We start from the raw sequence: 25,934 nt of genomic DNA, 5'->3' as shown, positions 1-25,934 counted from the left end.
CCCGCCACGCGGCGGACCCGCACGTCGGACACAGCGGGAGGGGCGGGGTGGGGGAAACGACCCGGCCCCGGCCGCTCGGCGGCCCCGCGGCTACTCCCGGCCCACCGCCGTGAACGACATGTCCGCGTACCGCCCGCCCGCGACCTTGTCCGCGATCGGCTCCAGCTCCGCCAGCTCCGCCGCCGTCAGCTCCATGCTGATCGACGCGAGGTTCTCCTCGATGCGCGAGCGACGCCGCGTCCCCGGGATCGGGATCACGGCCAGGCCGTGCACCCGGGCCCGCTGCTGGACCCAGGCCAGGGCGATCTGACCGGGCGTCGCCCCGCGCTCGCCGGCGATCCGCCGCACCGGCTCCAGCAGGGCCGCGTTGGCCGCCGCGTTCTCGCCGGTGAAGCGCGGCTGCCGGCGGCGCCAGTCGTCGCTGGTCAGCTCGGTGTCCGCCTGGACGAAACTGCCCGTCAGGAAGCCGCGGCCGAGCGGCGAGTAGGGCACGAAGGCGATGCCCAGCTCCGCGGCCGTGGCGACGACGCCCTGCTCCACGTCACGGCTGAAGAGCGACCACTCCGACTGCACGGCGGCGACGGGGTGCACCGCGTGCGCCGTGCGCAGCTCGCCCGGCGAGACCTCGCTGAGCCCGAGGTGGCCGACCTTGCCCTCGGCGACCAGCTCCGCCATGGCGCCGACGGTGTCCTCCATCGGCACCTCCACGTCGCGGCGGTGCATGTAGTAGAGGTCGATGTGGTCGACGCCGAGGCGGCGCAGGCTGCCCTCGACGGAGGCGCGGATGTACGCGCGGTCGTTGCGGATCCGCTGGAACGAGGGGTCGTCCTCGCGCCGCTCGATGGCGAACTTCGTGGCCAGCGTGATCTCGTCGCGGTGCGCCCGGACGAAGGGCGAGATGAACTCCTCGTTGCGGCCGTGGCCGTAGACGTCGGCGGTGTCGAAGAGGGTGACGCCGCGCTCCAGGGCCCGGTCCAGGGTGGCCCGCGCCTCGGTCTCGTCGGTGGGTCCGTAGGCGTAGGTCATGCCCATGCAGCCGAGGCCCTGCACACCGACCTGCGGGCCGCCGTTCCCCAGGGCGACGGTGGATATCTTGTCGTTGCTCATGTGCTCAGACCCCTTCGGACGCCCGGCGGCGGGCGGCATAGATGTCGATCTTGTAGTCGAGGACGTCGAGCGTGCTGTGCAGCTCGGCGATGCGCCGTCGTACGTCCTCGCGGTGCGCGCTCAGCAGGCGCTCCCGCTCGGCGAAGGTGTGGTCGCCCTCCCGGACGAGCTGGGCGTAGCGGACCATGTCGGCGACCGGCATCCCGGTCAGCCGCAGCTTGCCCACCAGATCCAGCCAGTCCAGGTCCTTGTCGGTGTAGCGGCGCTGGCCGGTGTGCGAGCGGTCCACGTGCGGCATCAGTCCGATGCGCTCGTACCAGCGCAGGGTGTGGGCGCTGAGACCGGTGTAGTCGACGACCTCGCTGATCGTGTAGCGGTCGCGCCCCTGCGGGCGGGCGTGCCGCTGCCGGTCGAGCTGGCTGCAGGCGCGCACCGACATCGGTACGCGGTCCGTCACGGTCATGCGATTTCCCCCTCGTGCCTTCGCGATGCCCCCACGCTAGAGACTTGGAGTGCACTCCAGGCAAGCGAGATCCGGAGGTGATTCCCGGCCGGGTTAGGCTCCTTGCCATGGAGAGCCTGCGCATGATCGAAAACTGGCCGGTCCCCACCGCCGCCGCGGCGGTCGTCCGGTCCGACGGCAGCCTGGCGGGGTCCTACGGGCCGACCGGCCACCGATTCCCGCTCGCCTCCGTCACCAAACCGCTCGCCGCGTACGCCGTGCTGCTGGCGGTCGAGGAGGGCGCGGTGGAGCTGGACGAGCCGGCCGGGCCCGAGGGTGCCACGGTCCGGCACCTGCTCGCGCACACCTCGGGCCTGGCGTTCGACGAGCACCGGTCGATGGCCGAGCCGGGGACCCGGCGGCTGTACTCCAACGCGGGCTTCGAGGTGCTCGGCGACCATATCGCCAAGGCGACGGACATCCCGTTCCCGGAGTACCTGCGGGAGGCCGTGCTGGAGCCGCTCGGCATGGCGGCGACGGACCTTCCGGGCTCCCCGGCCAAGGACGGCGTCTCGACCGTCGACGACCTGGCCCGCTTCGCGGCCGAGCTCCAGGCGCCGCGGCTGCTGTCGCGCACGACACTGGACGAGGCGACGTCGGTGGCCTTCCCGGGCCTGACCGGTGTCCTGCCGGGGTACGGGCACCAGCGCCCCAACGACTGGGGTCTCGGCTTCGAGATCCGCGACGGCAAGTCGCCGCACTGGACGGGGGCGTCGTCGTCGCCCCGGACGTTCGGGCACTTCGGCCAGTCGGGCACGTTCCTGTGGGTGGACCCGGAGGCGGGCGCGGCGTGCGTCGCTCTGACGGACCGTCCGTTCGGCCCGTGGGCGGTGGAGGCGTGGCCGCCGCTGACGGAGGCGGTCCTGGCGGAGCTGGGCTGATTTCGGCCCGTCCGGCGTTTGAGGACACCGCGCGGAGCGCGGAAGGGGGCACGGGCGCGCCGCCCCCGGTCATGGGAAGGGGCGGGTAGGGGAAGAGCCCTCCCTCCCCCAACCCCCGCTCACCCGAACCGCGGCTCCGCGTGCATCTCCCACACCAGCAGCTCCGCCGCCGCCTCGATCCCCGCCACCACACCCTCGGCGTCGAGCACCCGCACCGCGTCCCCCGCGGACAGCACGTCGGTCCCCACCCGCACCACGCCCCGCACCACATGCACGTACACCCACGGGGCGTCCGGCAACGGCACCGTCTCCCCGGCGTCCGCCCGCCGCACGTGCAGGACCGCGTCCGCCCGCGTCAGGGCGTACGGGGTGCCGTCGGAGATGCCCCGCACCACCTCGTACGACGGTTCGCCGCCGTAATCCGAAGGGGTGAGCCACATCTGCACGAAGCGGAGCGGGCCCGCCGACTCGTTGCGTTCCGAGTGCCGCACGCCCGCGCCCGCGCTGAGGCGCTGGAGGTCCCCCGGCCGTACGACCGTGGCGTGGCCGGCCGAGTCCTCGTGGGTGAGCTCGCCCTCGACGACCCAGGTGACGATCTCGACGTCGCGGTGCGGATGCATCGGGAAGCCCGCCGCGGCCGCGAGGTGCTCCTCGTTGCAGGCGGCGAGGGGCCCGAACCGGACGTTGTCGGGGTCGTAGAAGCCCGAGAAGGAGAAGGCGTGCCAGGTCTCGATCCCGGCCTCGGGGTCCCCGCCGGGGAAGCGCTCCCCGGCGCGCTGTACGGCGCGTCGCACGTGCGTCATCGGGCTACGGTAGCCCGGCGACCCCGCGCGGGACGCGAATAAGGCAGGCTTGTCCCGTGCCTGAACCCGCCGCTAACACCCCGCATCCGCACAGCGCCACCCTGCGCCGCCTGGAGAAGTCCGCCGGAACGCTGGCCGCCGCCGCCATCGCCCGGATGGACGCCCAGCTGCCGTGGTACCGGGCGATGCCCCCGGAGAACCGCTCCTGGATCGGCCTGGTCGCCCAGGCGGGCATCGCGGCCTTCACCGAGTGGTTCCGGCATCCGGAGACCCCCCAGGCGATCAGCACGGACGTCTTCGGCACGGCTCCGCGCGAGCTGACGCGGGCGATCACTTTGCGCCAGACGGTGGAGATGGTCCGTACCACCATCGAGGTCATGGAGTCGGCGATCGACGAGGTCGCCGCCCCGGGCGACGAGTCGGTGCTGCGCGAGGCGCTGCTCGTCTACGCCCGTGAGATCGCCTTCGCCACCGCGCAGGTGTACGCCCAGGCCGCGGAGGCGCGCGGCGCCTGGGACGCCCGGCTGGAGTCGCTGGTCGTCAACGCGGTGCTGTCGGGCGAGGCCGACGAGGGGGCGCTGTCCCGGGCGGCCGCCCTCGGCTGGAATTCGCCGGCGCATGTCGCGGTGGTGCTGGGCACCGCCCCGAACGGGGACAGCGAGCTGACGGTCGAGGCGATCCGGCGGGCCTCGCGGCACGCCAAGCTCCAGGTCCTGACGGGGGTGCTCGGGGACCGCCTGGTGGTGATCGCGGGTGGCTCCGACAATCCGCTCCAGGCGGCGAAGGCCCTGATCGGGCCGTTCGCGGCGGGTCCCGTGGTGGCCGGTCCGGTGGTCTCCGACCTGCTGGCGGCGACGCGTTCCGCGCAGGCGGCGGCGGCCGGTCTGAAGGCCTGCGCGGCCTGGCCCGACGCGCCCCGCCCGGTCCTCGCGGACGATCTTCTTCCGGAGCGCGCGATGGCCGGCGACACCACGGCCCGCGAGCAGCTGGTGGAGGAGATCTACAGACCGCTGGAGGAAGCGGGCTCGGCGCTGCTGGAGACCTTGAGCGTCTATCTGGAACAGGCGAGTAGCCTTGAAGGTGCGGCGAGGATGCTCTTCGTGCACCCGAACACCGTGAGATACCGCCTCCGACGTGTGACGGACGTCACCGGATGGTCACCGTCCGATGTGCGCTCCGCGTTCACCTTGCGGATCGCGCTCATCCTGGGCCGTCTGGCAGACGCCGAGACGTCCGCTTAGCCTTTTGTCGAACATCAACAATTCCCCTGACGGTTCTTGGTCCCTGTCCTCACGGGTGGGCGAGGCCGTCCACGAGAGAGAGTGTGAGGGTGCTCGTACTCGTCGCTCCCGGCCAGGGCGCTCAGACGCCCGGCTTCCTGACCCCCTGGCTCGACCTCCCCGGTGTCGAAGACCGACTCCGTGAGTGGTCGGCCGCCATCGACCTGGACCTGGTCCACTACGGCACGAACGCCGACGCGGACGAGATCCGCGACACCGCCGTGGCCCAGCCGCTGCTGGTGGCCTCCGCGCTGCTCTCCGCGCGGCAGCTCTTCGCGACGGCCGAGGACGTGACCCGCCTGGTCGGCGCCGCCGCCGGGCACAGCGTCGGCGAGCTCGCGGCGGCCGCCCTGACCGGCGTGCTGCCGGACGCGGCCGCGCTGGAGCTCGTGCGCAAGCGCGGCCTGGCCATGGCCGAGGCCGCCGCCGTCACCGAGACGGGCATGTCGGCGCTGCTGGGCGGTGAGCCCGAGGTCGTGCTGCCGCACCTGGAGAAGCTCGGTCTGACCCCGGCGAACGTCAACGGCGCGGGCCAGATCGTGGCCGCGGGCACCGCCGAGCAGCTGGCGGCCCTGGCCGAGGACAAGCCCGAGGGCACCCGCCGTGTCGTCGCGCTGAAGGTGGCCGGCGCCTTCCACACCCACCACATGGCCCCGGCCGTGACGGTGCTGGAGGAGGCCGCGCGCGAGCTGACGGTCGCGGACCCGCACACCCCGTACGTCTCCAACAAGGACGGCGCGGTCGTCGCCACCGGCGAGGACGTCGTCCGCCGGCTGGTCGGCCAGGTGGCCAACCCGGTCCGCTGGGACCTGTGCATGGAGACCTTCAAGGAGCTCGGCGTCACCGCGATCATCGAGCTCGCCCCCGGCGGCACCCTGGTGGGCATCGCCAAGCGCGCCCTGCCCGGCGTCAAGACGCTCGCGCTCAAGACCCCGGCCGATCTCGACGCGGCCCGTGACCTGATCGCCGAGCACGCCACCGACGCCGCTACCCCGGCCGTCTCCCCGGCCGAATAAGGAGCCCCGAGAGCATGACCGCGAAGATCAGGCCCAGTAAGGGCGCCCCCTACGCGCGCATCCTCGGTGTGGGTGGCTACCGCCCCACGCGGGTGGTCCCCAACGAGGAGATCCTCAAGCACATCGACTCGTCCGACGAGTGGATCCGCTCCCGCTCCGGCATCGCCACCCGGCACTGGGCGGGCCCCGAGGAGACGGTCGCCGCGATGTCCGTCGAGGCGGCCGGCAAGGCCATCGCCGACGCGGGCCTGCGGCCCGAGCAGATCGGCGCCGTGATCGTCTCCACGGTCTCGCACTTCCACCAGACCCCGGCGGTCGCGACCGAGATCGCGCACCGGATCGGCGCCGGCAAGCCGGCGGCCTTCGACATCTCGGCCGGCTGCGCGGGCTTCGGCTACGGCCTGACGCTCGCCAAGGGCATGGTCGTCGAGGGCTCCGCCGAGTACGTCGTGGTCATCGGCGTCGAGCGGTTGTCCGACCTGACCGACCTGGAGGACCGCGCGACGGCCTTCCTGTTCGGCGACGGCGCGGGCGCCGTGATCGTCGGCCCGTCGAAGGAGCCGGCGATCGGCCCGACGGTCTGGGGTTCGGAGGGCGACAAGTCCGGGACCATCAAGCAGACGGTGGGCTGGGACGAGTACCGCACCACGCCCGTCCCCGGCGGCAACGGCCCCGAGGTCCGGCAGGCGCTGGAGGAGATCCGTTTCCCCGCCATCACCCAGGAGGGCCAGGCGGTCTTCCGCTGGGCCGTCTTCGAGATGGCGAAGGTCGCCCAGCAGGCGCTGGACGAGGCCGGCATCGGCGCCGACGAGCTGGATGTCTTCATCCCGCACCAGGCCAACATGCGCATCATCGACTCGATGGTGAAGACCCTCAAGCTGCCGGACACCGTCACGGTCGCCCGTGACGTGGAGACCACCGGCAACACCTCGGCGGCCTCCATCCCGCTGGCCATGGAGCGCCTCCTGGCCACCGGGGCGGCGAAGAGCGGGGACACGGCGCTGGTCATCGGATTCGGGGCGGGTCTCGTCTACGCCGCCACGGTCGTTACCCTCCCCTAGGCGAGATCCACGCAGCCGGCCCGGCCGCACTGCGCGTCATCGCACAGCAGTTTCCTATAACGCAGTTCCACCGCACATAGAAGGAGCGCCGCAATGGCCACCCAGGAAGAGATCGTCAAGGGCTTCGCCGAGATCGTCAACGAGATCGCCGGCATCCCGGTCGAGGACGTCCAGCTGGACAAGTCCTTCACCGACGACCTGGACGTCGACTCGCTGTCCATGGTCGAGGTCGTCGTCGCCGCCGAGGAGCGCTTCGACGTCAAGATCCCCGACGAGGACGTCAAGAACCTGAAGACGGTCGGCGACGCCGCCAAGTACATCCTCGACAACCAGTCCTGACCCGAGCGTTCGTCGCCACCCCAGCGGTGGCGGTTCCAGCACCTCTAAACGTGGAGACAGAATCCCTGTGAACCCGACCAATCGCACCGTGGTCGTCACCGGTATCGGCGCAACCACACCGCTGGGTGGCGACAGCGCATCGACCTGGGAAGGCATGCTCGCCGGCCGGTCCGGCGTGCGCCCCCTCGAAGGCGAGCGGTTCGCCGACCTCCCGGTCCGCATCGCCGCCCGCGCGGCCGTCGACCCCGAGGACGTCCTGCCCCGCCCGCTCACCCGCAAGCTGGACCGTTCGGCCCAGTTCGCGCTGATCGCCGCCCGCGAGGCCTGGGCCGACGCGGGCTACACCGCCAAGGCCGGCGAGGACCCCTCCATCGCGCCCGAGCGCCTCGGCACCGTCATCGCCTCCGGCATCGGCGGCGTGACGACCCTGCTCGACCAGTACGACGTGCTCAAGGAGAAGGGCGTCCGCCGCGTCTCCCCGCACACCGTGCCCATGCTGATGCCCAACAGCCCGTCCGCCAACGTCGGCCTGGAGGTGGGCGCCCAGGCGGGTGTGCACACCCCGGTCAGCGCCTGCGCGTCCGGCGCCGAGGCGATCGGCTACGCCGTCGAGATGATCCGCACCGGCCGTGCCGACGTGGTCGTCGCCGGTGGCACCGAGGCGGCCATCCACCCCCTCCCCATCGTGGCGTTCGCCAACATGATGGCGATGTCGAAGAACAACGACGAGCCCGAGAAGGCCTCCCGCCCGTACGACAAGGCCCGTGACGGCTTCGTCCTCGGCGAGGGCGCCGGCGTCGTCATCCTGGAGTCGGCCGAGCACGCCGCCCGGCGCGGCGCCCGCGTCTACTGCGAGGTGCTGGGCCAGGGCCTGTCCGCGGACAGCCACCACATCGCGCAGCCGGAGCCGACGGGCCGCGGCATCGCCGCCGCCCTGCAGAACCTGCTGGACGCGACGGACCTCAAGCCGTCCGAGGTCGTCCACCTCAACGCGCACGCGACGTCCACCCCTCAGGGTGACGCCGCCGAGGTCAAGGCGCTCCGCAAGATCCTCGGTGACGACCTCGACCACGTCGCGATCTCCGCGACCAAGTCGATGACCGGCCACCTGCTGGGCGGCGCCGGCGGCATCGAGACGGTCGCGACCGTCCTCGCCCTGTACCACCGGGTGGCCCCGCCGACCATCAACGTCGACGACCTGGACGAGGACATCGAGGCGGACATCGTCCGCGGCGAGCCCCGCCCGCTCCCCGAGGGCTCGATCGCGGCGATCAACAACTCCTTCGGTTTCGGCGGCCACAACGTGGTCCTCGCCCTCCGCTCGGTCTGATCCCGCGCCCACGCGCACGGCAACGGCCCGCCCCGGTTCGTCCGGGACGGGCCGCCGCCGTCTCTCCCGCCGCTCTCAGACCACCTGGTGCAGCCAGCGGACGGGCGCGCCCTCGCCCGCGTACCGGAAGGGCTCCAGTTCGTCGTCCCAGGGCTTGCCGAGCAGCTTGGCCACCTCGGCCTCCAGCTCGGTCTCGCCCCGGCCGGCGCGGGCGAGCGCGGCCCGCAGCCGGTCCTCGGGGATGAGGATGTCGCCGTGCATGCCGGTGACGGCGTGGAAGATGCCGAGTTCGGGCGTGGAGCTGTAGCGCTCGCCCTCCGCCTTGGGGCAGGGCTCCGCGGTCACCTCGAAGCGCAGGAGATGCCAGCCGCGCAGCGCGGAGGCCAGCTTGGACGCGGTGCCGACCTGGCCCTGCCAGGAGAATTCGGCACGCCAGGTGCCGGGCGCGGCGGGTTGTCGGATCCAGTCGAGCGTGACGCGCACACCGAGCACGCCCGCGACGGCCCATTCGACGTGCGGGCACAGCGCGCGCGGCGCGGAGTGCACGTAGAGAACTCCACGTGTCGTCACCGGGACCTCCAGTGCGGTTCGAGGTTCGCCTTCCCCAGCGGCCTCGCACCCGTACCGGTCCCGCCTGGGACAGCAGCACACATTCTGCCCCACTGGCCACTCCCGCACCAGCTCACGAGGTTACCAACAGTAAACACCATCGGAAGCAATTCTCCCGAAAAGGGACAGGATGTGACGTGTTGTCTTTTCTTCCGCGGTGCCGGAGGGCGAAGGGTGTCGGGGCTCGGCGCATCCGCCCCGGGGAAAAGCTACCGTGCGGCGGCACCCCTCCGGTGACGTACCGTCGGACCCGAACAGATATCACCCGGCCGGATGGGGGAAGGCGATGCGCGGCAACGTGACACGCAAGGTGCGCGGGGCCCTGAGGGGCACCGTCGCGGTGGTCTCGGCCGTCTCGGCGGCCCTGCTGGTCACGTCCTGTGACGACGGGGGCGACGCCAAGAGCGGTGCGGGCCAGGGCGCCGCGGCCGTACGGCCGAGCCCCTCCCCCACCCCCACCTCCGCCTGGGACCCGAGACCGCGGTCGATCGCCTCCCTCGGCGACTCCATCACCCGCGGCTTCGACGCCTGCTCGGTCCTCAAGGACTGCCCCGAGGCGTCCTGGGCCACCGGCACCAAGGTCGACAGCCTCGCCCGCCGGCTGCTGCCCTCCCCGGCGACCAGCAGCTGGAACTTCGCCAAGACCGGCGCCCGGATGGCCGACCTCCCGGACCAGATGCGGGCGGCCGTCCAGCAGAAGCCGCAGCTGGTGACCGTGCTCGTGGGCGCCAACGACGCGTGCCGCAACCAGGTCTCCTACATGACCCCCGTGGACGACTTCCGCGCCGACTTCGAGAGCTCGGTCGCGGAGCTGCGCAAGGCCCTGCCCAAGTCCCAGCTGTACGTGGCCAGCGTGCCGGACCTGAAGCGGCTGTGGACGTCCGGGCGGAACAACAGCATCGCCAAGACGGTCTGGAAGCTGGGCATCTGCCCGACGATGCTCCGCGACCCGGACGCCCAGGACCCCGCCTCGGAGGAGCGCCGCGCCCAGGTCGACAAGCGCGTGGGCGAGTACAACGCCGTGCTGAAGGACGTCTGCGGGCGGGACAAGCTGTGCCGCTACGACGGCTCGGTGCACGGCTACGACTTCGACGGCGACCAGCTGAGCAAGTGGGACTGGTTCCACCCGAGCAAGAACGGGCAGGGACGGCTCGCCGACATGGCGTACCGCGAGATCACGGCGGTGCGGCCGTCGGGGACGTGACGGCTGGCGACGTGACGGCCGGGGAAGAGGCGGCCGGAGGAGGGGCGGGGCCCGTCAGGGAACCCCGCCCCGGTCTCGGTGGGCCGCCGTGCGGGACGACGGCCGGGCCGTGCGAGGCGGCCGGGCCTGCCACGCCCCTCGCGCCTGCCGTGCTTGCCGCGCCTGCCGCGCCTGCCGCCCGGGTGCGGCCGGGCGGCGGGCCGTGCGACGAAGACGCGGGGGTCCGAGGCGATGACGTGGGCCGCCTTCCGACCGGACCGCGCCCCGGTGTTCGCGGACGCGGGCGCGGACCGCGGCCCGGACACCCGTACCCTCGCTCCGGATGCCCGGCCCTCGGCGGCCGGTCGGCACAGCCCAAGCCATGACCAAGGCGTAAGCCGGGACCGCCCGCGCCTTCTTGTGAGCACGGTATCCGATGAACACACCTTCCTCATAAGTAAGTTCACCCCCACGTGGGTCAACTTTGCGGGGGTTGGGGGCCGGGGGGCTTTTCCCCTACCCGCCCCGACCCGATACCGGGGACTCCGCCCCGGGCCCCGGCGGCGCTGACGCGCGGTGGCCTCAAGCGCGGGCCGGGCCTGGCCGTCTCCCCCACGGGGGGCGGGAGGGGGCGGCGCTCCCCCGCGCCGAGGCGGGCACCGGCCCGGGCCGACGTTCCCAGCCGGGGGCTCTCCCCAGCCCCGCCCCTTCCCGAAACCGGGGACTCCGCCCCGGACCCCGGTCGCGCTCACGCGCGGCGGCCTCAAGCGCCGGCCGGGCTCGGCCGTCACGCAGGCCGCCTCCCCCACGGGGGGGGGCAGGCGGGGCGGGGGCGGCGCTCCCCCGCGCCGAGGCAGGCACCGGCCCGGGCCGACGTTCCCAGCCGGGAGCTTTCCCCAGCCCCGCCCCTTCCCGAAACCGGGGACTCCGCCCCGGACCCCGGTCGCGCTCACGCGCGGCGGCCTCAAGCGCCGGCCGGGCTCGGCCGTCGGGCGGGGCGTCTCCCCCAAAGGGGGCCGAGACGAGAGGGGACGACTTCCCCTGGGCAGGGCTGAGACCCGGCCCGGGCCGACGTTCCCGGCGCGCTTCGGATTTCGCCCGGCTCCCTGCCCGGGAACGGGGGTGGGGCCGGGGCCGGTCGGGCGCGCCGAGCCTGGGACCCGACCGGGTCGGACAAGGGCGCCGGGCCCGGGGCCTGGCCCATTCCGGCCTTCCCGCTGAGCGGGCTTCCCGCCCGGCCGGGCGACCACATCCAGCCCGTCCGGCGCTTGAGGACACCGCGCGCCGGCGCGGCCGGGGTCCGGGGCGGAGTCCCCGGTTTCGGGAAGGGGCGGGGCTGGGGAACAAACCCGACGACCACCCCAGCGACGGCAACGTTCAGAGCAAGTGATCGGCCTTACCGGCCTTGATGTCACAGACCAAAGCTCGCAGGGCGTCCCGGGTATCCCTCACGTAGTGCCCTTCTGCACCACTGACGGCAATGTACGCGTATCCAGCGTTGTCGACGCCTATACGGAAGCAATTGTTACCCTCCCCGCAGAAGGCGTCTTCCCAGGTGATGTGATTCATTCGGGCCTTCCTCAAAGGTCATGTGAGACACGGCGGATGAAGTCGCGCGACTGCTCGACGCTCAGCGACTCCGCGTCCATCCAGTCCAGGTGCTCGCGATACTTGGACAGCAGGGACTCCGCATGTACGAATCCCGGGCCGTCGGTCGAGTCGAGCTGCACCGTGTCGAGCTGGGGGACCGACCCCTCCGCATACAGCACCGCTGAGCCGGACCCCGGAAACGCCCCTCTCTCCACAGGGAGAACGCGGAGCACGAGATCAGGTCGATCCGACATGGCAAGAAGGTAATTCAGCTGATCACGGGCGACCTTCCGCCCGCCGAACTGCATGCGCAGCGCGGCCTCGTGGATGAAGCCCACGTAGGGAAGCGGCTTGCTTCGCTCGAAGACCTGCTGTCGCTGCATCCGGTGTGCGACACGGAGCTCCACCTCCAGCCGGGGCATAGCGGGGAGCACAGCCCCGAAGATCGCTCGGGCATAGTCCTCCGTGTGGAGGAGCCCTGGCAGGTGCACGACTTGCATGGTGAGTACCCGGTCGGCGCGCCACTCCAACTCGGCGATATCCAGGAGCCCTGCGGGCAGGACACCGCGAAACCGCTCCCACCAGCCGCGCTCCCGGTCATCGGCCATCCTCACCAGAGCGTCTATGTACCGCTCGTCCGTACAGGCGTAGTTGCAGGCAAGGGTGCGGAGGCGAGCGGCCGTGATGACACGAACACCCAACTCGATGTTGGAAATCTTCGAACGGTCAATGCCCAGCAGACCGGCCGCGTAGTCAGTCGAAACGCCTGCAGCCATACGCATCTTGCGTAGCTCGGCTCCCAGCCGCTTCTGACGCTCGGTCGGCGTCGTCCTCGGTGGCATGTGTTCCTTCCTTCAGCGCTCGCGCTCAGTGTGCCCGAGCCGAAGGGGCCCACTCCATGCGTTCGTGGCGAACGCCACCAACCAGGTGGCGTTCGCCACCACGCTTCGCTACCTTCGGTATCGCATCACTCACGCACCGCGTGAGCCGGAAGCGCATCGGCGCGAGCATGCCCGCACACTCCTGCCCCTGGGAGAGGCGTGCCCGCGCTCAGGGAGACAAGCCACCGGCCGCCGCGGGCACACCCCAACACCCCACACCCGTACCGGGAGCTGCCGCATGCTCATGCACACCTCCACGCCCCTCAGTCTCTGCCCACTGATCACGCAGGACGTCGTACGTCACCCCGCCCCGGACGGGGCCCCCGCCCCCAGGGCCCGTCTCGCGTACAGCTTCACCGTCCCCGGAGAACCCCGCTCCCCGGCCGTCGCCCGCCACACCGTCCGTAACGCCCTCTACGGCCACGACCTGGCCGTATTCGTCGACCCCGCACTCCAGGTCATCACCGAACTCATCACCTGCGGAGCCCTGTTCGCCCCCGGACAGGACCTCTACTACTCCCTCCGCTGGCGCGAAGGCATCCTCCGCCTCACCACCTGGGACCCCCACAGCAGCCACACCGACCCCACCCACGCCGCACACTGCACCAGCAGCAGAAAGCGCCTCCTGCTCCTCCTCGCCTGCGTCGTACGCGAATGCCACGGAACCTGGGGCATCACCGACCCCACCCCCACCACCGAAGGCACCAAAGTCTGGGCCACCCTCCCCGAAACCGGGGCCAAGACCTACGGCAAGCGACGCTGCTGAAGCCGAAAGGGGAGGGGCGAGCGGGGTCCGCCCGCCCACCCCTCCCCGACCCGCCTACTTCTTGGGCCCCTTCCCCGGTTCGCCCGGTGTGTTCTTCAAGGTCGCCGTCACGCCCGCCGTCGCGTTCGCCGCCGTCAGGGCGTACGGACCCGACACCGGGTTCCTCGGCATCAGGTACCCCTCGGGGACCGCCGTCTCGCGCAGGTAGTACGTGCCGAGCGGCTGGTTCGCGAAGGTGCAGTGGCCTTGCCGGTCCGTGGCGCAGCCGGTGCCGACGCGGCGGTCCGCCGGGGTGCCGGTGACCTGGAGGCCGGCGACGCCGTTGGTCTCGCGCCACAGCTCGAAGACGGCGCCCTGGAGCGGGCGCTTGGTCTTGGCGTTCTGCTTCACCAAGTGGATCGTCCCGGTCGGATCCGCCGCCTTGGTGTTCGTGACCGTCACGGAGACGCCCTGCGAGGCGTTGGCCGCGGTCAGGGTCAGCGGGCCGAAGACCGTGGTCCGCGGGACGGGGTAGCCGGCCGGGGGCTGGGTCTCCTGCCAGTAGTACGTCCCGGGCTCGACCGAGCCGCGGCATTCGCCTCGCGCGTCGGTGGTGCACACGCCGCCCACCGGTGTGTCACGGCCGTCCCCGGTGGTCTGGAGCCCGGCGGCGCCGTTCGTCTCGCGCCACAGCTGGAAGCGGGCGCCCGCCAGGGCGTTGCCGCTCGGGGAGTCCTTCTTGATCACCGTGACGTTTCCGCGCGGCGGCGCGCAGTCGGGGAGGTCGCCGTTGAAGGGGTACGCGTGGATCTCCTGCCCGCCGCCACCCGTCGCGGCGGACGTGTGCGTCAGGGACCCGGTGGTGAGGAACCGGCCGTTGATGCCGGGCAGGGTGACCGTCGTCTCGCCTTCCCGGTTCCCGGCGAGGATGCTGCCCTGGAACTGGCCGGTGCCCTTCAGCTCCACGGTGGTCGCCTCGGGGAAGTTCCACAGCAGCCGCTCCCGCAGCCTGTTCAGGTCGGAGTTGTCGGCGATGGTGCCGCTGAACGTGTTGATGACGCGGGCGCCCCCGGTCAGGTTGACCAGGACCGTCGCCCCGTCCGGGATGTTGACGAAGCGGACGCCCTGCTGCCCGCCGTCGCGTCCGACGAGGTCGAAGTCGACGTTGAACACCTGGAGCCGCGAGGTGCCGTCGCCGGTGAACAGGGTCTCCGCCACCGTGTTCCGGGCGCTCCCGGTGACCGGGCGGGCCTGCCCTTCGGCGATGTAGGCGTAGCAGCGGCTGGCGGCGGCCAGCTCGTCGCGCAGCGCCGCGTAGGGCCGGGCGGCGTTCGCGTCCTGGACGTTGCGGCCCCTGATCGTGCCGGTGGCCGGGCCCGCGTGCCGGACCACGCCGGCCTCCGCGTCCAGGGTCTGGCCGGAGGCGATCCGGACCGCGCCGCCGGTGGTCAGCCAGTCCGTGCCCGCCGAGGGCGGCACCCGGGAGCCGACGCCGGCCACGCCCACGTTGTACAGGCTGCTGCCGCCGGCCGCCTTCTCCATGTCGAAGTCGCCGAGGGTGACCACCTTGCCCTCGGCCTCGGCCGCGCGCCCGCGCACCCTGAAGTCATTGCCGACGAACACATTGATGTTGTCGTCGCGTCCGGCGATCGGGCCGTTGTTGACCGGTGGGTAGGCGTCCGGGCAGTCGCCGGGCAGACAGGGTCCCAGGCCGCCCGGTAGGGGCGCCGCCACGGCGGGTACGGCGGCGGCTCCCATGACCGCCAACGCCATGACGCAGGCCACTGTGCGCAGCGGCGGCCCGGGGCGCCACCAGGACCGGCGAACGTCAGGAGATGTATTCGGACCCTTGTTCATACCGCCCTCGCTAGGTCGACAATGTCACCCTGCGAATCATGACGATATGTCGCTATTTTGGTATGACGGCGCGCCGGGATGTTGCCTCGAACGGCCGGACGGCCCGCCGACCTGCCGGTCCGACGGCGACGGCGCGACCGTCCGATGAGCCGGGACCTCCCCTCACGTCCCGGGCTTGCGTCCCCACACATAGACGCTGTCGCCCACCGCGAGCACCCCCCACAGCCGCTGCGCGTCCTTCACCGCGAGGTTGACGCAGCCGGCCGAGCCTCCGCCGTCGAAGAGGTCCCCGGGGTGGCCGTGGAACGCCTGGCCGCCCGAGAAGAACTGGGCGTACGGCATGGGGGCGTTGGCGTACAGCGTCGAGAAGTGGTCCTTGTGCTTCCAGTAGACCTTGTGCCACCCGGCACGGGTCTCCTGCCCCAGCCGTCCCGTCCGTACCGCCGCGGGGCCGAAGAGGATCTTCCCGCCGTTCTGCACCCACATCAGCTGCCGGCCGAGGTCCACGCAGGCGACCTTGCGCGCGGGCGTGGTGGCAGGGCATCCGCCCGCCGCGTTGGGGTTCTTCCGCGCCTGCGCCACCAGCATCGTCCGGTACGTGGCCAGGCCCGCGTAACCGTCGGCCGGGGTGACGCCCTCCTTGCGCTGGAACGCGGCGATCGCCGCGCAGTCGGCGGCGGACTGGCGGCCGTCCTGGGGTCTGCCCAGGTACGCCTCCAGTTGCCACTGGTAGGGGCCTGTGCCGGCGGAGCACGTGGCGGCGCGGGCCGTTCGGGTGGCGGTCCCGGAGGCCTCGGCGACCCCCGCAGCCCCGGCGGTCCCGGCAGCGCTGGCAGCCCCGGCAGCCCTGGTGGTCGCGGCAGCCCTGGTGGTCCCGGCGGTCCCGGTGGTCCCGGTGGTCCCGGCCGCGGTGGCCGTACCGGGCAGCAGCAGGCCGCTGGATATCAGGAGGAGGAGCGCGGGGGCTCGTATGCCCGCTGTCCGCATGCCCGACGCCCGGCTGCCTGCGGCGCGTATGCCGGTGCCGGGTATGCCGGTGCCGGGTATGCCCGTGCCCGCGGCCGAGCGCCGGCGGCGGGCCGTCGGGCGGCGTCTTCCGCGCAGCCTCATGAGGGGGTCCCTTCGGAGATGCTCGCGGGGTCAGCCTCGCATCGCTCTCCGGGGCCCGCCTCCGGGGTCCGGCCATACGGAGTGGGGCGGGGTGGGTGGGTGCGGGTGGGGTGCCGCTGCGCGGGGCTTTGTCCCCTACCCGCCCCTTCCCGGAACCGGGGAGGTCCCCGGGCCCCCTTTTCCGCGCTGACGCGCGGTGGCCTCAAGCGCCGGCCGGGCTGGATTTCGCTCCTGCACGAGGTCGGCTCTCCTCAGGCTGGATTCGGCCCCGTCGCCGGCGTGCGGCGCACCCCGCCGGCCTCGGCCACCGAGGTTGACCTTGCACCGCACCAGGGGCGGGCTGCCCCGTCCGGTTCCGGGCGACGACTCAGCCCGGCCGGCGCTTGAGGCCACCGCGCGGAGCGCGGCCGGGGGTCCGGGGCGGAGCCCCGGTTCGGGAAGGGGCGGGGTGGGGAACAAGCCCCGCGCAGCGGCACCCCACCCGCACCCGGCCCCCACCCGCACCCGCACCCGACCCACGCCGCCCCCACCCCACCCCGCCCCCTCACTCCGTACTGTCGCGCACCGACCGAAGCCCCACCCCCAAGATCCCCTCCCAGTCCGTCAGTTCCTCCACCAGCGGATACGCCGACCCCTTCCCCTCCAGGCTCAGCACCACCCCCGCCTCCTTCGGCCTGCCCCGCTCCCGGCCGTCGGCCTTGTCCGCCTTGTCGGAGGACTTCTCACCGTGCTCCGCGTCCACGTGGACGTCCGTCACCCGGAAGCCGCGCTTCGTGCACAGCTCCAGGATCCGGCCCAGCAGGCCCCGCCGGGCGCGGTAGGAGAGGTGCAGCTCCACGCGGTCGCCGGGGACCATCGCCATGCGGCGGGTGATCACGGGAAAGCCCCGGACGACCAGGAAGTGCACCAGGGTCGCCGCCAGGCCGAGCAGGGGCAGGCCGCCGCCACAGGCCATGCCCAGGGCGCACGTCAGCCATATCGTGGCGGCCGTCGTCAGGCCGCGGACCGCGTCGCGGCGGACGAAGATGAGGCCGCCGCCGATGAAGCCGATGCCGGAGACGATCTGCGCGGCCACCCGCGAGGGGTCCTGCCGGACGTCCACGCCCACCAGTCCCGACACCGCCCCGAAGCCGTGGATCGAGACCTCCATGAACAGCGCGCTGCCCACCCCGACCAGGGCGTGCGTACGCAGCCCCGCGCTCTTCTGCTGCAACTCGCGTTCCAGGCCGATGAGCGAGGACAGCAGCAGCGCGATGCCCAGCTCCGCGAACTGCCGTGCCCCCTGGCCTCTGGTGGAGTCGAAGAGCTGGGCCGCGAAGAGCTGGGCTATGTCCATTTCCTCATTGTGGCCTGAAATCGACTGTCCGCAAGGGTAGTTGGCCACCCACTATCGCCTGAGCAGCACCATTGACTACCTTCCGCCTCATGAAGCCCTTGAGACTTGGCGCAATGGCCCTCGGTGTCGCGCTCCTGGCGGCCACACCCGCGCACGCCGCCGCCCCCGCCCCGCCGTCGCGGCCGACGACGCTCCCGCTCACCGTCGAGGAGCGGCGCCTTCCCGGCGCGGTGCCTCGGGAGATCCTCCAGGGCAGCGGGTTCGACGACGTCGCGCCCGGCTTCTCCCGCGCCCTGGACCGGGCCCGCGGCCTGTCCGAGGCGGAGTTGCTGGCGGCCGACGAGGGGCGGCGGCTGTGGCGGCGGGCCGTGGACCGGGCGCAGGGCCGCGGGCCTCGGGCCGAACGGCACGAAGGGGAGATCAGCAGGGACGACGACCGGCCGCTGTACTGGGCGCGGCTGGGCATGACCCGGGCCCTGCGGGAATGGCAGCCGTCCTTCCGGGTGACCTCGCGGCAGCGCGCCGCCCTGATCGGGGCGGTGGAGCGGTCCTCGCGCGGCCAGGACTCCGTCGACCTGCCCGCGGGCGGCGCCGTGAAGCGCGTCCTGATCACCGGCTTCGACCCCTTCCAGCTCGACTCGGACGCCCGCCGCTCCAATCCCTCGGGCGCCGCGGCCCTCGCGCTGGACGGCACGACGGTCGACACGCCCGCGGGCCCGGCCCGGATCGAGGCCGTCGTGTTCCCGGTGCGCTGGGACGACTTCGCGGCCGGCACCGTGGAGCGGACGCTCCTGCCGCACTTCCGGCCCGGCCCGCGCCGCGTCGACCTGTTCACGACGATCAGCCAGGGCCGGCCAGGCCGCTTCGACGTCGAGCGCACCAACGGCGCCTGGCGCGGCGGTTATCCGGACAACGTCAACCTGTCCCGCACGGGCGTCGTGCCGGTGCCGCCCGGCGTCCCGACCGTCCGGCCGCAGCCGCAGTGGACGACGACCACCCTCCCGTACGCGGCGATCACGGCCGCGCGGACCGGGCCGTACCCGGTGTACGACAACACGGCCGTCACCGAGATCCCGGCGGGCGCCACGGAGCCCGTGGACCGGCCGGACGGGCCGACGCCGGGCTCGACCGCCCGGGAGGGCGGCGGGGGCGACTACCTCTCCAACGAGATCGCGTACCGCGCGACCCTGCTGCGGGACGCGACGCGCCTCCGCGTCCCGGGCGGCCATCTGCACACGCCCGTACTGAACTTCGGGGACGGCAACACCGATCCGTCGACGGGCCGGGTCAGCGACCCAGTGTTCGTGGCGAACCGGCTCGCGATCGTCGCGCAGGTGCGGTCGATCACAGCGACGGCCGTCGCGTCCACCGGGACGCCATGATGGGCGCATGATCATCGCAGCAGCGCAGTTCTCCGCCCGGCCGTGCGACATCGGGGCCAACGCGGCCCGGACGGCCGCCCTCGTCACCGAGGCGGGCGCGCGCGGCGCCTCGCTCGTCGTCTTCGCCGAGCTCGCCGTCACGGGCTACGAGCTGGACGCGATCGTCGCCGGTCAGGACCGGCTGACGATGGAGCCGGACGACCTCCGGCTCGCCCCGGTGCGGGAGGCGTGCCGGGCGGCGGGGGTCGCGGCCGTGGTCAACTGCGCGGGCCGGACGGCCGCCGGGCCGACGATCAGCTCGTTCGTCTACGGGCCGGACGGCGCCCCGCTCACCCGCTACGACAAGACGTGCGTGACGGACCGGGAGCGGGCGGCGGGCTTCGTGCCGGGGTCCGGGGACGGCGGCCGGTTCACCCTGGGCGGTGTCGCCTTCGGGTTGCTCGTCTGCTTCGACGCGCACTTCCCGGAGCTCACCGCGCGTGCCGTCGCCGACGGCTGCCGCGTACAGCTGGCCAGTTCGCTGTACGGGCGGGGCAACGGCGAGGAGGAGGTGCGGACGGTCTTCCCGGCGCTGGCGCGGGACCACGGTCTGTACGTCCTGCTGGCCAACCACACCGGCCCGGCGGGCCCGTACGACGGCTGCGGGCGCAGCGGGGTGTGGGGCCCGGACGGTCTTGCGGTCGCGTCGGCGCGGGAGGGCGAGGAGCTGGTGCTGGCGGAGCTGGCTCTGGACTGAGGGGGCCGGGCGGCGGCGGGCCCGCTCTCCCGATGAGGCGTGCCGGGCCGACAGGCCGACAGGCCGACAGGCCGACAGGCCGAGGGGCCGAGGGGCCGCCCGGCCGGATGACGGCTCGCCCCGGAGGGCAGCCGGGAGGGACGACCGGGGACGCCGGAGGGGCGGCGAGGGCCCGCCGGAGCGGCTCGCCGGGCCGGACGCGCCGCCACCCCCGCGCTCAGTCGACGCCGGGCGCGGCGTCCGGGCCCGGCCGGGGGTCCTCCGGTTCGTCCTCACCCGCCGGCGTCTCGCCCATCAAGTCCCTGACGAGCAGCGTCGCGCCGGCCACCGCGCCGGGCATGACGAACACGGCGACGAGCGGCACCAGGAAGAGCAGCGTCAGCGGCACGCCGAAGCCCAGCGCGAGGAGCTTGCGGGAGCGCAGCAGCCTGAGGCGTTCGCGGAGGGGGACGCCTCGGCGCTGGAGGGCGACGGCGGTGAGTTCCTCGGTCAGGAAGAAGCCGGAGATACAGAAGCCGATCGCGGGGACGACGGTCTGTCCGGCGATCGGCACGAAGCCGAGCGCGAAGAGCAGGACGCCCCAGAGGGCGACGCGGACGAGGACCGCGAGGCTCTCGCGCGCGGAGATCCACAGTTCCCGCCAGAGCGGTAGCCCGGATTCGGCGGCCGTGCCGCCCTCGGCCCGGTCGACCCGCTCGGACAGCTCCTCGTAGAAGGGCTGGCCGACCAGCAGGGTCACGGCGGTGAAGGAGATCAGCGCGAGCAGCAGGCCGCCGCCGAAGAACAGCGCGGTGAGCGCGCCGCGGAAGATGCCGGGCCAGGGCGAGGACCAGTCGTCGGCGAAGGGCGTGGCCCAGTCGACGACGTCGTCCGCCCAGAAGACGAGGGCGACGAGCGCGGCGGCGTAGCCGACGAGCGTGACCAGGCCCGGGAGCAGCCCGAAGCCCCACTGCCGCCGGTTGCGCCCCACCCACCGCTGGCCTTTCGCCAGGTAGGTCATGCCCGTCATGAGATCTCGCATGGCGGGAAGGGTATCCGCCTGTCGCGGGGGCCGGACGCCGGGTGCGCGGACGGGCCTCCGACGGGCCGCGGCCGGGCGGACGGGCGGGCCGGAGCACGACGAGCCGACGGCGGGCCGGCGCCCGCACGCCGGAAGGCGTGGAGGCGGCGGCCCGCTCGGGGGTGGTGCCGTCAGGCGACGGTCAGCGCGACCTCGATGTTGCCTCGGGTGGCGTTCGAGTACGGGCAGACCTGGTGGGCCTTCTCGACGAGCGCGAGGGCGGTGTCGCGGTCGACGTTCGGGATGCTGGCCGAGAGGGCGACCTTGAGGCCGAAGCCGCCGTTCGGGAGCTTGCCCAGGCCGACCTCGGCGGTGACGGTCGAGCCGGAGATGTCGGCCTTCTCCTGGCGGGCGACGACGCCGAGGGCGCCCTGGAAGCAGGCGCTGTAACCGGCGGCGAAGAGCTGCTCGGGGTTGGTGCCGGCGCCGCTGCCGCCGAGCTCCTTCGGCGGGTTGACGACGACGTCGAGCTTGCCGTCGTCGCTGGCGACGCGGCCGTCACGGCCGTTCTCGGCGGTGGCGACGGCGGTGTAGAGGACCTCGAGGGGCTGGACGCTCATGGGAGGGGTTCTCCTTGGCTGGTGCGGGGGTGGGGAGGGGTGCGGTGGCGGGAGCGTCACGCGGGAAGGGAGACGATCATCTTTCCGGTGTTCTCGCCGCGCAGCAGGCCCAGGAAGGCGTCGAGCGTGTTCTCGATGCCCTCGACGGTGGTCTCGCGGTACTTGAGCTCGCCGGAGCGGACCCAGGCCCCGACCTCCTCCACGAACTGCTGCTGGAGGTGGCGGTGGTCGGCGACGAGCAGGCCCTCGATGCGCAGCCGCTTGGCGATGACGGCGATGAGGTTGCGCGGGGCGGGGTTGGGCTCGGTCGCGTTGTACTGCGCGATCATGCCGCAGATCGCGATGCGGCCGTGGGTGTTCATGGAGCTGATGGCGGCTTCCAGGTGCTCGCCTCCGACGTTGTCGAAGTAGACGTCGATGCCGTCGGGGGCGGCCTCCTTCAGCTGCTCGGCGACCGGGCCTTCCTTGTAGTTGAAGGCGGCGTCGAAGCCGTACTCCTCCACCAGGAGCTTCACCTTCTCGGCGGAGCCCGCGCTGCCGATGACGCGCGAGGCGCCCTTGAGCTTGGCGATCTGGCCGACGAGGCCGCCGACCGCGCCCGCGGCGCCGGACACGAAGACGACGTCGCCCTCCTTGAGGGAGGCGACCTCCAGCAGGCCGGCGTAGGCGGTGAGGCCCGGCATGCCGAGCACGCCGAGGTAGGCGGGCAGCGGGGCGACGGCCTCGTCGACCTTGACGGCCGCCTTGGCGTCGACCACGGCGTACTCGCGCCAGCCGAGGCCGTGCAGGACGTGGTCACCGGCCTGGAAGGCGTCGGAGCGGGAGGCGACGACCTCGCCGACCGCGCCGCCCTGCATCGGCTCGCCGAGCTCGTACGGCGGGACGTACGACTTCACGTCGTTCATCCGGCCGCGCATGTACGGGTCGACCGACAGGTGGATGTTGCGCACGAGGATCTGGCCCTCACCGGGCTCAGGGATCTCCGTCTCGCGCAGCGCGAAGTCCTCGGGCTTCGGCCAGCCGTGCGGGCGGGCGACAAGGTGCCATTCACGGCCGGTCGTGGGCGTTGCGGGCATGGAACGCAGCCTCCTCGATATTTCAGGAACTGAAACAACCATGCGCCTCGATATTTCATGTTGTCAAGCAAAGGAGTAGCCTGAAGTCATGACCCCTCGAACCGACGCCCTCAGCCGTGAAGTGGTCGACCTCATCGCGACCGTCGTGGCGCGCTACCACGAGGAGTACGAGGAGGCCGCCGCGAAGCACTCGCTGACCGGCGCGCAGGCGAAGGTGCTGGCCCTGCTCACGCTGGAGCCGATGCCGATGCGCCGCATCGCCCAGAAGCTGAAGTGCGAGCCGTCGAACGTCACCGGCATCGTCGACCGCCTGGAGTCCCGCGGCCTGGTCGAGCGCCGCCCGGACCCCGACGACCGCCGCGTGAAGCTCGCGGCGGCGACCTCGGAGGGCCGTGTCACGGCCGCCCGGCTCCGGGAGTCCCTGGGCTTCGCCCGCGAGCCGCTGGGCGGGCTGTCGGCGGAGGAGCGGACGGTGCTGCGGGACCTGCTGAAGCGGATGCTGGGGGGCGGCGCGTGAGACGCGCCCGCGTCTGAACGTGCGGGGGGGGGCGCCGCCTCGGCCCGCGGCATCGAGCGCCGGGCCGGAGGCGCTCGCTCGCACCGGGCGGGAGCGCCGCCCGGTGAGAACACCGCCCGGCGGGCACGGCCGGCCTGAGCGGAGCCCGGCCCCGCGGAGGCCGCCGGCGCATGGCGCCTACCGGCAGCGGCGGCGCATGGCGCCTACCGGCAGCGGCGGCGCATGGCGCCTACCGGCAGCGGCGGCCAGGAGGCGTCTTCAGCCACCGCCGAGGGCGGCAAAGGGGCCGGCAGGGGGCGGCAAAGGGGTCCGGGGCTCCCCGGCCCGGGAAGGGGCGGGGCAGGGGGAAATCCCAGGTCATCCCACCCGCAGCTCCCCCGCCCGCACCACCGTCCCCAGCCGCGGCATGTCCAGCGTCACCGACGCCCGGTGCTCCTCCGCCGTCAGCGCGCTCATCGCGTCCTCCACGAACACCAGGCCGTACCCGTGGTCCGCGGCCGACCGCGCCGTCGACTCCACTCCCAGATTCGTCGCGACCCCGCCCAGGACGAGCGTCCGCACCCCACGCTCCCGCAGCCGCGCGTCCAGGTCCGTGCCGTGGAACGCCCCCGCGGACCGTTTGACGACCTCGATGTCACCCGGCTCGGACACCCCGGCCGGCAGCCCGCTGCCGGGCGGCTGCTCCGCGACGCCGGGCCGCTCGACCCGCACGACCACGACGGGCGCCCCGGCCTCACGGAAGGACCGCGCCAACTCACCGGCGGTACGGACCACTTCGTCCCCGCCGTACGGGGCGAGGGGCAGCGCGACGACGCGCTCCATCAGGTCGATCAGTACCAGGGCGGTGCGGCGCGGGTCGATTTCCGTCATGGCCAGACGGTACCGGCCGGGTCCCGGCCGCGGGGGGCCGGTGGATCACCGGACGGATGACGGCGGGTAAAGCTTGCGCGACGCGGCGGTGAGGAGGCGGGGGCGGCATGTCCCCGGCCCGGGACGGGAGTTCGTCAGCGGCGCACCAGCCGGTCCGCCGAACGGGCCGCGAAGAACAGCAGACCCGCCGTCAGCAACCCCGCCACGGCGGCGACACCGCCCGTGCCCGCCGCGTCCGGCCGGTGCGGCACGGCGCCCAGGGCGAGCGCGAGACCGCCGACGGACACGAGCGGCCCGGCGGCGTACCAGGCGAGGAAGATCAGCACCCCGGGGTCCCCGACGGGCGTGCTCACACCGGTGAACATCAGGCTCGTACGTGCCGGGCCCCGGCACGCCGCGAAGACCGCCGCCGCGGCGAACGGCACCGCGCACACCGGCCAGAGCAGGAGCGCCCAGGGCGCGCCCGCCACCGCGAACGGCACGGCGGCCATCAGGGCCAGCAGGGCGCCCGCCACGGCGGGTACGACCGTGTGCTGGAGCATCAGCGTCCGCAGCCGGAACGGCGACCAGGCGGCGCGCCGCACGTCGTCGGTCTCCAGCCGGGCGGGCTCGGCGAGGGCGCCCACGGCCACGTACCCCAGGAGCAGGGCGACGACCGCGCACAGGGTCCGCCGGCCGCCGTTCAGCTCCGCGCCGAGGGCGGCCGCGGCGGTGGCGCAGGCCGTCCACATCAGGGCCTTCGCGAACCGGCCGGGCGAGCGCAGCAGCGCCAGCGCGTCCCGCCAGACCACCACGAGGTACTTGGAGCGCGGCGCGGGCAGCCGGGCCCGGTGGACGCGGCCGGAGCCGGTCGCGTCGAGCAACGCGAGCTTGGCGGCCCTCAGCTCCACGGTCCACATCACGGACGACACGGTCTGCGCGGTAGCCGCCCGCCGGCGCAGCTGCGCGGTCGGCACCCGGCCCGCGTCCCGGTGCCCCAGGACGAGGCCGCCGGCGGTGAGCAGGACGAGGGCGGCGAGGGCGATCCAGCGGCCGGGCGCGGACCCCCCGGTCGCGGCGACCACCGGCTGGGCCGCCCACCCCCACGGCCCCGACCACAGTTCCGCCCGCTCCAGGAGGACGGACCGGTGCCCGCGAACGGCGAGGACGGTCTGCGCGGCGAGCAGCATCAGCGCGAGGACGGCGAGGGGCGTGCGGCGGCGTACCCGCGCGGCGAGGGCGGACCGGCGCTCGACGGCCATGCCGACGGAGACGGCGAGGAGCGGCAGACAGAGCGCGGCGGGGAGGAGGGCGAGCAGCGCGGCCCCCAGGGAGGCCAGGCCGGTCACCCGCAGCGCGACGGCTCCCCCGGCCGCCACGAGCAGCCCGGGGACGACGGCGAGCCCGGCCGACAACCGGAACCACGGCCGCAGCACCCGCTCCCGGCGCACGGGCTGGGCGAGCAGCCACCCCACGGACGGCGCGGGCACGACGACGGGCCCGCGCCACAGCGCGTCGCGGGCGGCGAACAGCGCGAGCGCGGCGGTGACCAGCGTGAAGAACGCGGGCAAGGCGCGCTGGAGATCCGCGCCGAGCCCGCTGTAATCGGCCCCGAGCTCGACCCGGCGCATGAAGTGGAAGGCGTAGCCGCCGCCGTAGCCGACGACGACGAGCAGGAGGGTGTAGATGACGACGGCGAGGTCGCGGCCCTTCCGGCGGCGGTGCGCGCGGCGCTTGTCGCGCAGCCAGCGGAGGGTCTCGGGGGTGCGGTCGTCGTCTTCGGGGGTCCAGGTGGGGGCGTCGTCGGGCTCGGGGGTCCAGGTGGGGGCGTCGTCGGGCTCGGGGGTCCAGGTGGGGCCGTCGTCGGGCTCGGACGGGTCGTGGTGCCGCGGCGGGGGTACGGGCGCCTGGCCGCCCGGCGACCCGGGCGCGGGCCCGGACGCAGGCCCGGACGTAAGGCCGGACGCGGGCGAGGGCACGGGCTCCGGTCGCGGCACCGGCCCGGACGTGAGATCGGGCGCGGGCCCGGACGTAAGGCCGAACGCGGACCCGGACACGGACTCGGACGCGGACTCGGGCGCCGATCGGGGCGTCGGCCCGGACATGAGGTCAGGCGCGGGCCCG

The 25,934-nt window shown here is 73.3% G+C and carries 25 protein-coding genes; 11 read left to right on the top strand and 14 right to left on the bottom strand.

All coding sequences use genetic code 11. The annotated features are described in order from the left end of the window. Nucleotides 1–90: 90 nt before the first annotated feature. Together LUZ64_RS02410 and LUZ64_RS02405 are read right to left on the bottom strand one after the other, a co-directional pair. Nucleotides 91–1,107 (bottom strand): aldo/keto reductase, encoded by a 1,017-nt coding sequence (locus LUZ64_RS02410; protein ID WP_095581469.1) that lies wholly within the window; start codon nt 1,105–1,107, stop codon nt 91–93. 4 nt (nt 1,108–1,111) lie between these two features. Next, complete coding sequence (locus LUZ64_RS02405; RefSeq protein ID WP_232390143.1) at nt 1,112–1,546, bottom strand: MerR family transcriptional regulator; 435 nt, start codon at nt 1,544–1,546, stop codon at nt 1,112–1,114. Between the two features lie 131 nt (nt 1,547–1,677). Between LUZ64_RS02405 and LUZ64_RS02400 the strand changes: the two genes are divergently transcribed. Then, nucleotides 1,678–2,490 (top strand): serine hydrolase domain-containing protein, encoded by an 813-nt coding sequence (locus LUZ64_RS02400; RefSeq protein ID WP_095581467.1) that lies wholly within the window; start codon nt 1,678–1,680, stop codon nt 2,488–2,490. Between the two features lie 119 nt (nt 2,491–2,609). On the opposite strand, the gene LUZ64_RS02395 is transcribed toward LUZ64_RS02400, so the two are convergent. Continuing rightward, complete coding sequence (locus tag LUZ64_RS02395) at nt 2,610–3,293, bottom strand: pirin family protein (protein WP_095578771.1); 684 nt, start codon at nt 3,291–3,293, stop codon at nt 2,610–2,612. A gap of 56 nt (nt 3,294–3,349) precedes the next feature. Between LUZ64_RS02395 and LUZ64_RS02390 the strand changes: the two genes are divergently transcribed. From LUZ64_RS02390 to fabF, 5 genes are all read left to right on the top strand, one after another. After that, on the top strand, nt 3,350–4,534 hold the full coding sequence (locus LUZ64_RS02390; RefSeq protein WP_095578772.1) for a PucR family transcriptional regulator: 1,185 nt from the start codon (nt 3,350–3,352) through the stop codon (nt 4,532–4,534). Nucleotides 4,535–4,623: 89 nt separating this feature from the next. Further along, nucleotides 4,624–5,589, top strand: a complete 966-nt coding sequence (locus LUZ64_RS02385; protein WP_095578773.1) for an ACP S-malonyltransferase — start codon at nt 4,624–4,626, stop codon at nt 5,587–5,589. Between the two features lie 14 nt (nt 5,590–5,603). Then, a complete protein-coding gene (locus LUZ64_RS02380) occupies nt 5,604–6,650 on the top strand; it encodes a ketoacyl-ACP synthase III (RefSeq protein ID WP_095578774.1) in 1,047 nt (348 codons plus the stop codon). 93 nt (nt 6,651–6,743) lie between these two features. Further along, entirely contained in the window at nt 6,744–6,989 is a 246-nt protein-coding gene (locus LUZ64_RS02375; protein ID WP_095578775.1) for an acyl carrier protein, read from the top strand. Nucleotides 6,990–7,056: 67 nt separating this feature from the next. Further along, nucleotides 7,057–8,319: a beta-ketoacyl-ACP synthase II gene (gene fabF, locus LUZ64_RS02370; protein WP_095578776.1), complete on the top strand. Its 1,263-nt coding sequence runs from the start codon at nt 7,057–7,059 to the stop codon at nt 8,317–8,319. A gap of 75 nt (nt 8,320–8,394) precedes the next feature. Here fabF and LUZ64_RS02365 read toward each other — a convergent pair whose 3' ends face one another. Next, nucleotides 8,395–8,889: a DUF3145 domain-containing protein gene (locus LUZ64_RS02365; RefSeq protein ID WP_095578777.1), complete on the bottom strand. Its 495-nt coding sequence runs from the start codon at nt 8,887–8,889 to the stop codon at nt 8,395–8,397. 325 nt (nt 8,890–9,214) lie between these two features. On the opposite strand from LUZ64_RS02365, the gene LUZ64_RS02360 reads away from it, so the two are divergent. After that, nucleotides 9,215–10,132 carry an SGNH/GDSL hydrolase family protein gene (locus LUZ64_RS02360; protein WP_095578778.1) on the top strand — a complete coding sequence of 306 codons (918 nt, stop codon included), beginning with the start codon at nt 9,215–9,217 and terminating at the stop codon, nt 10,130–10,132. Nucleotides 10,133–11,488: 1,356 nt separating this feature from the next. Here LUZ64_RS02360 and LUZ64_RS02355 read toward each other — a convergent pair. Together LUZ64_RS02355 and LUZ64_RS02350 are read right to left on the bottom strand one after the other, a co-directional pair. Then, nucleotides 11,489–11,680 (bottom strand): hypothetical protein, encoded by a 192-nt coding sequence (locus LUZ64_RS02355; protein WP_095578768.1) that lies wholly within the window; start codon nt 11,678–11,680, stop codon nt 11,489–11,491. Between the two features lie 11 nt (nt 11,681–11,691). Further along, a complete protein-coding gene (locus tag LUZ64_RS02350) occupies nt 11,692–12,543 on the bottom strand; it encodes a Scr1 family TA system antitoxin-like transcriptional regulator (RefSeq protein WP_095578769.1) in 852 nt (283 codons plus the stop codon). Nucleotides 12,544–12,820: 277 nt separating this feature from the next. On the opposite strand from LUZ64_RS02350, the gene LUZ64_RS02345 reads away from it, so the two are divergent. Beyond that, nucleotides 12,821–13,348, top strand: a complete 528-nt coding sequence (locus LUZ64_RS02345) for an ATP-binding protein (protein WP_232390115.1) — start codon at nt 12,821–12,823, stop codon at nt 13,346–13,348. Between the two features lie 54 nt (nt 13,349–13,402). Here LUZ64_RS02345 and LUZ64_RS02340 read toward each other — a convergent pair whose 3' ends face one another. From LUZ64_RS02340 to LUZ64_RS02330, 3 genes are all read right to left on the bottom strand, one after another. Further along, nucleotides 13,403–15,100: a choice-of-anchor A family protein gene (locus tag LUZ64_RS02340; RefSeq protein WP_095585063.1), complete on the bottom strand. Its 1,698-nt coding sequence runs from the start codon at nt 15,098–15,100 to the stop codon at nt 13,403–13,405. Between the two features lie 246 nt (nt 15,101–15,346). After that, a complete protein-coding gene (locus LUZ64_RS37450) occupies nt 15,347–16,294 on the bottom strand; it encodes a L,D-transpeptidase (RefSeq protein ID WP_308251425.1) in 948 nt (315 codons plus the stop codon). Between the two features lie 544 nt (nt 16,295–16,838). Next, a complete protein-coding gene (locus LUZ64_RS02330; protein WP_232390116.1) occupies nt 16,839–17,630 on the bottom strand; it encodes an MgtC/SapB family protein in 792 nt (263 codons plus the stop codon). Between the two features lie 89 nt (nt 17,631–17,719). Between LUZ64_RS02330 and LUZ64_RS02325 the strand changes: the two genes are divergently transcribed. Continuing rightward, entirely contained in the window at nt 17,720–19,012 is a 1,293-nt protein-coding gene (locus LUZ64_RS02325) for a PA0049 C-terminal domain-containing protein (protein ID WP_095579087.1), read from the top strand. Nucleotides 19,013–19,019: 7 nt separating this feature from the next. Further along, nucleotides 19,020–19,748, top strand: a complete 729-nt coding sequence (locus LUZ64_RS02320; protein ID WP_095579088.1) for a carbon-nitrogen hydrolase family protein — start codon at nt 19,020–19,022, stop codon at nt 19,746–19,748. A 217-nt stretch (nt 19,749–19,965) separates the two neighbouring features. Here the strand turns inward: LUZ64_RS02320 and LUZ64_RS02315 are convergent, their stop codons facing one another. From LUZ64_RS02315 to LUZ64_RS02305, 3 genes are all read right to left on the bottom strand, one after another. Further along, nucleotides 19,966–20,769: an EI24 domain-containing protein gene (locus tag LUZ64_RS02315; RefSeq protein WP_095579089.1), complete on the bottom strand. Its 804-nt coding sequence runs from the start codon at nt 20,767–20,769 to the stop codon at nt 19,966–19,968. Nucleotides 20,770–20,939: 170 nt separating this feature from the next. After that, on the bottom strand, nt 20,940–21,368 hold the full coding sequence (locus LUZ64_RS02310; protein ID WP_095579090.1) for an organic hydroperoxide resistance protein: 429 nt from the start codon (nt 21,366–21,368) through the stop codon (nt 20,940–20,942). 56 nt (nt 21,369–21,424) lie between these two features. Further along, nucleotides 21,425–22,444: an NADP-dependent oxidoreductase gene (locus LUZ64_RS02305; protein WP_095579091.1), complete on the bottom strand. Its 1,020-nt coding sequence runs from the start codon at nt 22,442–22,444 to the stop codon at nt 21,425–21,427. A gap of 88 nt (nt 22,445–22,532) precedes the next feature. Between LUZ64_RS02305 and LUZ64_RS02300 the strand changes: the two genes are divergently transcribed. Further along, nucleotides 22,533–22,961: a MarR family winged helix-turn-helix transcriptional regulator gene (locus LUZ64_RS02300; RefSeq protein WP_095579092.1), complete on the top strand. Its 429-nt coding sequence runs from the start codon at nt 22,533–22,535 to the stop codon at nt 22,959–22,961. A 357-nt stretch (nt 22,962–23,318) separates the two neighbouring features. On the opposite strand, the gene LUZ64_RS02295 is transcribed toward LUZ64_RS02300, so the two are convergent. Beyond that, entirely contained in the window at nt 23,319–23,831 is a 513-nt protein-coding gene (locus LUZ64_RS02295; RefSeq protein WP_232390117.1) for an isochorismatase family protein, read from the bottom strand. A 134-nt stretch (nt 23,832–23,965) separates the two neighbouring features. Next, nucleotides 23,966–25,807 (bottom strand): DUF6297 family protein, encoded by a 1,842-nt coding sequence (locus LUZ64_RS02290; RefSeq protein WP_232390118.1) that lies wholly within the window; start codon nt 25,805–25,807, stop codon nt 23,966–23,968. Nucleotides 25,808–25,934 lie beyond the last annotated feature (127 nt).

The organism is Streptomyces albireticuli (assembly GCF_021228125.1).
GTDB classification, from domain to species: domain Bacteria; phylum Actinomycetota; class Actinomycetes; order Streptomycetales; family Streptomycetaceae; genus Streptomyces; species Streptomyces albireticuli.
The sequence above is the reverse complement of the archived record's forward strand: the minus strand, read 5'-3'. Positions and strand labels throughout refer to the sequence as shown.